This is a genomic window from Micrococcus sp. KRD070 (assembly GCF_017168435.1).
GTDB classification, from domain to species: domain Bacteria; phylum Actinomycetota; class Actinomycetes; order Actinomycetales; family Micrococcaceae; genus Micrococcus; species Micrococcus luteus.
Map to the genome: position 1 here is coordinate 75,867 of NZ_JABFNH010000018.1, position 8,417 is coordinate 84,283.

7 protein-coding genes are annotated in these 8,417 nt (G+C 71.8%); 5 read left to right on the top strand and 2 right to left on the bottom strand.

The annotated features are described in order from the left end of the window. Positions 1–113: 113 nt before the first annotated feature. Positions 114–1,550, bottom strand: coding sequence for a DNA repair protein RadA (gene radA / locus J1M38_RS06590; RefSeq protein ID WP_069941089.1), 1,437 nt, complete (start codon positions 1,548–1,550; stop codon positions 114–116). A gap of 89 nt (positions 1,551–1,639) precedes the next feature. Beyond that, positions 1,640–2,809 (bottom strand): aromatic acid exporter family protein, encoded by a 1,170-nt coding sequence (locus J1M38_RS06595; protein ID WP_155933861.1) that lies wholly within the window; start codon positions 2,807–2,809, stop codon positions 1,640–1,642. Positions 2,810–3,035: 226 nt separating this feature from the next. Here J1M38_RS06595 and pstS point away from each other — a divergent pair, with 226 nt between their 5' ends. The 5 genes from pstS (at position 3,036) to J1M38_RS06620 (ending at position 8,390) form a co-directional block, all read left to right on the top strand. Next, the gene (pstS, locus tag J1M38_RS06600) at positions 3,036–4,148 is read left to right on the top strand and encodes a phosphate ABC transporter substrate-binding protein PstS (protein ID WP_115165531.1); all 1,113 of its coding nucleotides are present in this window, start codon (positions 3,036–3,038) and stop codon (positions 4,146–4,148) included. Positions 4,149–4,282: 134 nt separating this feature from the next. Further along, positions 4,283–5,239, top strand: coding sequence for a phosphate ABC transporter permease subunit PstC (gene pstC, locus J1M38_RS06605; protein WP_049147798.1), 957 nt, complete (start codon positions 4,283–4,285; stop codon positions 5,237–5,239). Between the two features lies 1 nt (position 5,240). Then, positions 5,241–6,422 (top strand): phosphate ABC transporter permease PstA, encoded by a 1,182-nt coding sequence (gene pstA / locus J1M38_RS06610; RefSeq protein ID WP_036384203.1) that lies wholly within the window; start codon positions 5,241–5,243, stop codon positions 6,420–6,422. 309 nt (positions 6,423–6,731) lie between these two features. Continuing rightward, on the top strand, positions 6,732–7,457 hold the full coding sequence (locus tag J1M38_RS06615; RefSeq protein ID WP_036383543.1) for an alpha/beta hydrolase: 726 nt from the start codon (positions 6,732–6,734) through the stop codon (positions 7,455–7,457). A 33-nt stretch (positions 7,458–7,490) separates the two neighbouring features. Beyond that, positions 7,491–8,390 carry a hypothetical protein gene (locus J1M38_RS06620; protein WP_134417034.1) on the top strand — a complete coding sequence of 300 codons (900 nt, stop codon included), beginning with the start codon at positions 7,491–7,493 and terminating at the stop codon, positions 8,388–8,390. Positions 8,391–8,417 lie beyond the last annotated feature (27 nt).

Sequence of the window (8,417 nt, forward strand, 5' to 3'; positions counted from 1 at the left end):
GGCCACCCCCTCCTCGAGCGGCAGCGCCTCCCCGTCGGGGTCCGCCTCCGACCCGGCGTCGGCCTCGACCACCGACCCGTCGCCGTCATCGTCCCGCTGAGCCGGCCGCGCCGTCAGCGGCCGGGGCCGGCCTCCGGATGCGCGGCCGGGCCGCCGCCGGTCCACGTGGGGATCGTGGCGAGGGCCTCGCCGATCGAGCCGACCTCCGCCACCGTGAAGCCCGCGGGGACGTCCCCGAGCGGCTCGGGGGAGCGGGGGACCAGGGCGCGGGTGAAGCCCAGGCGGGCGGCCTCGCGCACCCGTCGCCCGATGCCGGGCACGGGGCGCACCTCCCCGGCCAGCCCGAGCTCACCGACGGCGATCATCCCCTGCGGGACGGGGGCCGAGAGCTTCGCCGAGGCCACGGCGACGGCCACGGCCAGGTCCGAGGCGGGCTCCGAGAGTCGCACGCCGCCCACGGTGGCCACGTAGCAGTCGTCCTGGGCGAGGGCGAAACGGGCCCGGCGCTGGAGCACGGCCAGGAGCATGTTCACGCGCGCCGCGTCCACGCCGGAGACGGTGCGGCGCGGGCTGCCGCCGGCGGACGGGGTGAGCAGGGACTGCACCTCGGCCACGAGCGGGCGCCGGCCCTCGAGCGTCACCGTCACGCACGTGCCCTCGACCGGCTCCGAGACGCCCGAGAGGAACAGACCGGAGGGGTCGTCCAGGGACTCGATGCCGTCCTCCCGCAGGTCGAAGCAGCCGACCTCGTCCGTGGGCCCGAAGCGGTTCTTCACCGCACGCACCAGGCGCAGCCGTGAGTGGCGGTCCCCCTCGAACTGGCAGACCACGTCCACGAGGTGCTCGAGCAGCCGCGGGCCGGCGATGGTCCCGTCCTTCGTCACGTGGCCCACCAGGACCGTGGTGATCCCCTTCTCCTTGGCCGTGCGGATGAGGCTGGCCGCCACCTCGCGCACCTGGCTGACGCCCCCGGCGATCCCGTCCACCTCGGTGGACTGCAGGGTCTGCACGGAGTCCACGATCACCAGCTCCGGGTCCGTCCGCTCGATCTGCCCCAGTGCCCGGCCCAGGTCCGTCTCCGCCGTCAGACGCAGGGTGTCCGCGATCGCCCCGATCCGGTCTGCGCGGGAGCGCACCTGCGCCGCCGACTCCTCGCCCGTCAGGTACAGCACCGAGCGCGGACCGCCGCCGCCCGCGCCGCGCGCCGTCTGGGCGGCCACGTCCAACAGCAGCGTGGACTTGCCGATGCCCGGCTCGCCGGCCAGCAGGATCACCGCGCCCGGCACGAGGCCGCCGCCGAGCACGCGGTCCAGCTCACGCACCCCCGTGGAGCGGAACGAGGCCAGCGTGGCGTCCACGTCCGCGATGCGCGGCGCGACCTCCGCGACCGTGGCCGCGCGCGTGCGACCGGTGGTCGACGTCAGCCCGATCTCCTCGACCGTGCCCCACGACTGGCACTCCCCGCAGCGGCCGACCCACTTCACGGTGGTCCAGCCGCACTCGGTGCAGCGGTATCCGGGGGCACGCTTCGGGGCGGTCTTGGTGGCCATGCGCCCACTCTAGGAGCCGAGGCGGACGCGTTAGCCGGCACCGCGCGCGGTCCGACGTCGGCCGCCGGGGCCGTGCGCCGCCGTCGGGCTCAGACGCGGGGCAGGTAGCCGCGCGCCTCGTCGTGCTCGGCGCCCGTGGCCTCGATGAGGTCCACCATCATGGGCCGCAGCAGCATCACGAGCGCCTCGCCGTGCACGGACCCGCCGCCCAGCTGGTGCGGGTCCAGCGCGGACGCGGACGCCCCCAGGGCGTCCCGCGCCACGGACAGCGAGCGATGGCGGCCCTCGGCCTGCGGCTCCACGAGGGAGCGGTGCAGGATCTCGACGGCGTCCGCGGCGTCGTCGAACCAGGCGGCCAGGCGCTCGCGGTCGTCGTCGTCGAACACACCCTCGTCCAGGACCGAGACCACCCGCCGGGCCACGATCCGCAGGGAGCGCACCGCCAGGTCCGAGCGGTCCGCCGCGTTCACCGCGTCCTCCACGAAGGAGCGCGAGGAGCGGTGCAGCGGGTTGAACACGGTCTGCTCATGCGTGACGCGCAGCTCCTTGCGCAGCGCCTCCAGCGTGGTGTGCGTGCCGCGGCTGGCCACGAGCGCCATCCAGGCGGTGCGGGAGTCGTCCTCCCGCAGGGCCCGGGAGAGGTCGCGCAGCACCGTGGCGATCGAGTCGTAGAGTCCACCCAGCTGACGCACCGCGGGACGGCGCACGTCCTGGGGCGAGAGGAACGTGACGAGCAGGGCCAGGACGCCGCCCACGATCGCGTCCTGGCTGCGGACGAACGGCCCTCCCGTGCCGGTGGGCAGGAGGACCACGAGGACGGACTGCAGGGACATCTGCATCGTGAATGTGGCGCCGGAGTCCAGGAACCGGGCCACCATCACGGACACGAACAGGACCACCGAGGCCTGCCACAGGCCGCGGCCGAGCCCGACCATGAGCAGGTCCCCGATCAGGATGCCGACGGTGCAGCCGACGGCGACCTCGGCCACCTTGCGCAGCTTCGGCTCCCGTTGGAAGCCGAGGGCGATCAGCAGGGCGGTGGAGGCGAACAGGGGCTGCTGGTGGCCCAGGACGGCCTCCGCGAACCAGTAGGCGCCCACCGCGCAGACAGCGACGAGGGCGGCCTGGCCCACGGAGGAGCGGACGCGGGACCAGCCCGCACGGGCGCGCCGACGCAGGAAGCGGCCGAGACGTTCCCCGCGGGTCTGGGGGTCGACCATCGGCACCGTGCCCGTGGCGGTGGCGAAGCGGTCCGTCATGCGGCCAGCCTAGTCCGACGCCGCGGTGCCCCCGCCGTGCGAGGCTCAACCAAGCATTGTGGCCCACGGCACAGATCATTCCTGCGAATGCCGCTCCCGTTCACCATCTGTTCACCCCGGCCGAGCACTCGATTCACCTCTGGACCGTACGGTCGGGTGCGGTGCAGAACCGGGCCAGCCGGACGCTCTGCCCTCACCGTCGTCATCCGATTGAAAGAGGCTCTTCGTGAAGGCTCTCCGCTTCGGCCGCTCCGCCGCCCTCCTGTCCGTGGCCGCCATCGCCCTGACCGCCTGCTCCTCCGCGGACAGCGGCAACGGCGGCTCCGATGCCTCCGGCTCCGCCGGCGGCGAGCAGGGCACCACCTCCGAGGTCCAGGGCAACCTGGTCGGCGCCGGCGCCTCCTCGCAGGAGGCGGCCATGACCGCCTGGACCCAGGGTGTCACCGAGACCGCTCCGAACCTGACCGTGCAGTACTCCCCGGACGGCTCCGGTGCCGGTCGTGAGAAGTTCCTCGCCGGTGCCACCTCCTTCGCCGGCTCCGACGCCGCCCTCAAGGAGGAGGAGGCTGAGTCCGCCAAGGAGAACTGCGGCGACGAGGGCGCGTTCCACGTGCCGGCCTACATCTCCCCGATCGCCGTGGCCTACAACCTGCCGGGCGTCGATGAGGTCAAGATGGACGCCGAGACCATCGCCAAGGTGTTCTCCGGCGAGATCAAGAACTGGAACGACGAGGCCATCGCCGCGCAGAACGAGGGCGTCGAGCTGCCCGACACCCCGATCACCGTCGTGCACCGTTCCGACGACTCGGGCACCACCGAGAACTTCACCGCCTACCTCACCGAGGCCGCCGGCGATGCCTGGTCCTACGACGAGGTCGAGACCTGGCCGTCCGACATCACCGCCGAGTCCGCCCAGGGCACCAAGGGTGTCGTGGGCCTGGCCTCCCAGACCGAAGGCGCCATCACCTACGCCGACGCCTCCGCCGTGGGCGAGCTGGGCACCGTGTCCGTGAAGGTCGGCGAGGAGTACGTGAAGTACTCCGCCGAGGCCGCGGCCGCGACCGTCGAGAAGTCCGAGGCCAAGGAGGACGGCTCGATCGAGCTCGACCGCGCCACCGACGAGTCCGGCGTGTACCCCGTCGTGCTGGTCTCCTACCACATCTACTGCAACCAGTACGAGTCGCAGGAGACCGTGGACCAGGTCAAGGCCTTCGCCGAGTACGTCGTGTCCGAGGACGGTCAGAAGACCGCCGAGGAGTCCGCGGGCAACGCCCCGATCTCCGAGGACACCCGCAAGAAGGCCATGGAGCGCATCGAGGCCATCTCGGTCAAGGGCTGATGTCGCTTCTTGTCGGCTGACCCACCGCCGCTTCGGCCGCCGGGCCCCACGGGCCCGGCGGCTGAAGCCGCGTCAGGGCACTCGTTCGTCGCGGCCCGTCCATCACCACGCACGTCGATCTGAGGGAAGGCACCGTGTCCTCAACCACCAACGAGGCGGCACCGAAGCCGTCCAGCCTGCGCGGCCCCCGCCGCGGAGCCGCCGGAGACAAGCTCCTCTCCGGCGGGGCCCTGGCGGCCGCCGTCCTGATCCTGCTCGTGCTCGCCTTCGTGGCGGTCTTCCTCCTGACGGAGGCATGGCCTGCCCTGCAGCCGGGCGCGGAGCTCGTGTCTGCGGACTCCTTCTTCCAGTACGTGTGGCCGCTCATGGCCGGCACCGTGATGGTGTCGATCATCGCTCTGCTCATCGCCACCCCGGTCGCGATCGGTGTCGCCCTGTTCATCTCGCACTATGCGCCCCCGCGCATCGCGCAGTCGGTGGGCTTCGTGATCGATCTGCTGGCCGCGATCCCCTCCGTGGTCTACGGCGTGTGGGGCTGGCTGACGCTCGCTCCGCTGATGGTGCCGATCTACGGCTGGCTCAACGAGAACCTGGGCTTCATCCCGTTCTTCGGCGGCTCGGCCACCACCACGGGCCGCACCCTGCTGACCTCGGGCGTCGTGCTGGCCGTGATGGTCCTGCCGATCATCACCGCGCTCTGCCGTGAGATCTTCACCCAGACCCCGAAGCTCCACGAGGAGGCCGCGCTCGGCCTCGGCGCCACGCGCTGGGAGATGATCAAGATGACCGTGTTCCCGTTCGCCCGGGCCGGCATCATCTCCTCGATCATGCTCGGCCTCGGCCGCGCGCTCGGCGAGACCATGGCGGTCACCATGGTGCTCTCCGGCGGCGTCTTCTCCTGGTCGCTCGTGGAGTCCGGCAGGAACCAGACGATCCCGTCGGAGATCGCGCTCAACTTCCCCGAGGCGTTCAACATGCGCCTGCACGAGCTGATCGCTGCCGGTCTCATGCTCTTCATCATCACCCTGGCGGTGAACATGATCGCCCGCGCGATCGTGAACAAGCACAAGGAATTCTCGGGAGCCAACTGACATGAGCACTGTCTCGACTTCTCCCCGGGCCACCGAGGACAGCGTGACGCCGCGGCGTCACTCCCTGACCGAGGGTCAGAAGCCCGGCTGGACCTGGATGGCCGTCGCAGCTGCCGCGGCCGTCGTCGCCGCCGGCCTGACCGTGCTGCTCAGCGGCGCCTTCAACGTCGTCGGTTTCGTGATCATCGCCGCCATCCTCTACATCGCGGGGCTCTACGTGGCCACCCGCGTGATGGAGAACCGGCGCCGCGCCGCAGACGGCCTGTGCCGCAACCTCGTGTGGCTGGCGTTCCTCGTGGCCCTGGTGCCGCTGGTCTCCGTGCTGTGGTCGGTCCTCTCCGCCGGTCTGCCGACCCTGATCGCCAACCCGCAGATCATGGCGTACGACATGAAGGGCATCACCGGCATCGACGACTCGGCGTGGGTGGAGGACGGCAAGCCCGCCGGCGGGCTCGCGGGCGGTTTCGGCCACGCCCTGATCGGCACCGTCGTGATCACGATCATCGCGACCCTGATCTCCGTGCCGATCGGCATGCTCACCTCCATCTACCTGGTGGAGTACAGCCGCGGCGGCTGGTTCTCCCGCGCCATCGTGTTCTTCGTGGACGTCATGACCGGCATCCCCTCGATCGTGGCCGGCCTCTTCGCCTACGCCGCGATCACGTGGGTCCTGACCCTGGTCACCGGCAGCAAGTCCACCGCACTGCAGTCCGTGCAGATGGGTCTCACGGCCGCGATCGCGCTCTCGGTGCTCATGATCCCCGTGGTCGTGCGATCCACGGAGGAGATGCTCCGTGTGGTGCCCAACGAGCTGCGCGAGGGCGCCTACGCCCTCGGCGTGCGCAAGTGGCAGACCATCGCCAAGGTGGTCCTGCCCACCGCGATCTCCGGCATCGCCTCCGGCGTCACCCTGGCCATCGCCCGCGTGGCGGGCGAGACCGCGCCGATCCTCGTGACGGCCGGCTTCGCCACCAGCATCAACTGGAACCCGTTCGACAACTGGATGACCGCGCTGCCGGTGTACATCTACCGCCAGCTGGTCGCCCCGACCTCGCCTACGGCGGCGGACCCCTCGACCGCCCGCGCCTGGGCAGCCGCCCTGCTGCTCGTCACCATCGTCATGCTGCTCAACCTGGCGGCACGGTTCATCGCCAAGGCGTTCGCCCCCAAGAAGGGCCGGTGAGGCCCGGCCGCCCGGAATCCCCCGGGCGGCCGGCCCCGACCCCGTCGCACGTGGGCTCAGAGATGTGTATAAGCGACAGCCCTTTACCCACCCTAAACGTCCGGAAACAACGTGTTCCGACAGGGCCAACAGCGGAGGGCGGGGCCGCGGAATCCGCGGAATCATGCGGGGCACGGGACCCCGTGCGTACTGTCCAGGACCAGACCTCGAGAATCCGCCGGTCGCGGGTTCGATCCCCGCAGGGCCCACCGGAAAGCGGCCCCTGACCAGGCATGACGCCCGGTCGGGGGTCCTCCCTAGGATGGAGCCATGAGCCCCACGCCCGCACCAGTCACCGAGACGATCAGCTCCGGCCACAGCGTGGTGTGGTCGCGCCCGCCGGCGGAGCGCGCGGGCACGGACCTGGTGCTCGTGTTCCACGGCTACGGCTCCAACGAGGTCCGCGCGGCGCGCCGCCACTTCCCGATGCTCCCGGAGCGGTGCACCGGCCTGGCGGTGCGCGGCGGCTTCGAGATCGACGAGACGGCGTCCGAAGGCCCGGGCGACCCCGGCGCGCACGGCTGGTTCCTGCTCGACCTGCTGCTGCAGTCCGACTTCGCCCAGGTGCTCGCCGCCGCCCACCGCGTGTTCGACGTGCTCTCCGCCGAGGAGGTCGTGGCGGCCGGCTTCCGCACGGTCTCGGTGCTCGGCTTCTCCCAGGGCATGGCCATGGCGACGACGGTCCTGCGTCTGCGCCCCGAGGCGTTCACCTGCGGTGTGGGCCTGAGCGGCTTCGCCGTCGACAACGAGCTGCTGGCCATGCTCGACTCCCCGGCCGAGGGACCGGGCCCGCGCCCGTTCTTCTGGGGCCGGGACGCCGAGGATCCCGTGATCCATCCGGACGCCGTCGCCCACACCCGCGCGTGGGCCGAGGAGCACACCCGCCTGACCGTGCGCACCTACCCCGGGATCTTGCACGGGACCGGCCCCGACGAGGTCCGTGACGTGCGCATCTTCCTCGAGCACTCCCTGCGCGCGGCGACGCCCGGGTCCTGACCGCGGGGGTCGCGCGCCGATACTGTGGCGCGCATGGCAAAGAACTCGACGATCGGCCGGTACGCGTCCGGGAAGGTGAAGGACTTCGGGCTGAAGTCGGCACTCGATGAGAACGGCGAGCCCACGGAGGGCTTCGAGAAGGCCCTCTCCACGGTGTTGGCGGTCCAGCGCCCCCTGGTCCTGAAGAACATCCAGCGCATGGCGGCGAAGCACCCGGGGGAGAGCCCGGAGCGTCTCGCCGAGCGGCTCGGGCAGCAGTACCTGACCACCGTCACGGGGGCCGGTGCCGCCGTGGGCGGCACCGCGATCGTCCCGGGCATCGGCACCGTGGCCGCGCTCGGCCTGTCCGGTGTCGCGGTCGCCGGCTTCATGGAGGCCACCGCCCTCTACGCGCAGTCCCTCGCCGAGCTGCACGGCATCACCACGCAGGACCCGCAGCGCGCCCAGGCCCTCGTCATGGGCCTCATGCTCGGCGACGACGCCAAGGAGCTGCTCCGCGAGGCCGCCGCCAAGGCCGGCCGTCCCTACGACCCGCAGTCCAGCCTCAACGCGCTCGCGGGCACCGCATCGGGCACCGGCATCAGCGCGTTCGTGGTGGATCGCCTCAAGAGGACGTTCATGCGCAAGATGCGCCTGCGGCAGGGTGCCGGCTTCGTGGGCCGCGCCGTGCCGTTCGGCGTGGGCGCCGTGATCGGCGGCGTGGGCAACCGCGCCATGGGCAAGGCCGTGATGGAGAACGCCGCGGAGCTCTTCAGCCCCCTGCCGATGGTGATCCCCGGCGAGATCCGCGAGGGCGCCGCACAGGGGCGCGCCGAGGGGGAGTCGGCGGGCGCCAAGGACGACGGCGGCGTCTTCGGCGCGATCCGTCGCGCCCTGCCCGGCGGCAAGGACGAGAAGGACGACAGGCAGAAGAAGGGCAAGCCCGCCGCCTGACGGCCCCGCCCCCGCGCGTCCGTCGCC

Excerpts from the sequence above, each read along its gene's own strand:
- J1M38_RS06620 (WP_134417034.1), top strand. The coding sequence starts at position 7,491 with ATGGCAAAGAACTCGACGATCGGCCGGTACGCGTCCGGGAAGGTGAAG.
- pstA (WP_036384203.1), top strand. The coding sequence starts at position 5,241 with ATGAGCACTGTCTCGACTTCTCCCCGGGCCACCGAGGACAGCGTGACG.
- J1M38_RS06615 (WP_036383543.1), top strand. The coding sequence starts at position 6,732 with ATGAGCCCCACGCCCGCACCAGTCACCGAGACGATCAGCTCCGGCCAC.
- radA (WP_069941089.1), bottom strand. The coding sequence starts at position 1,550 with ATGGCCACCAAGACCGCCCCGAAGCGTGCCCCCGGATACCGCTGCACC.
- J1M38_RS06595 (WP_155933861.1), bottom strand. The coding sequence starts at position 2,809 with ATGACGGACCGCTTCGCCACCGCCACGGGCACGGTGCCGATGGTCGAC.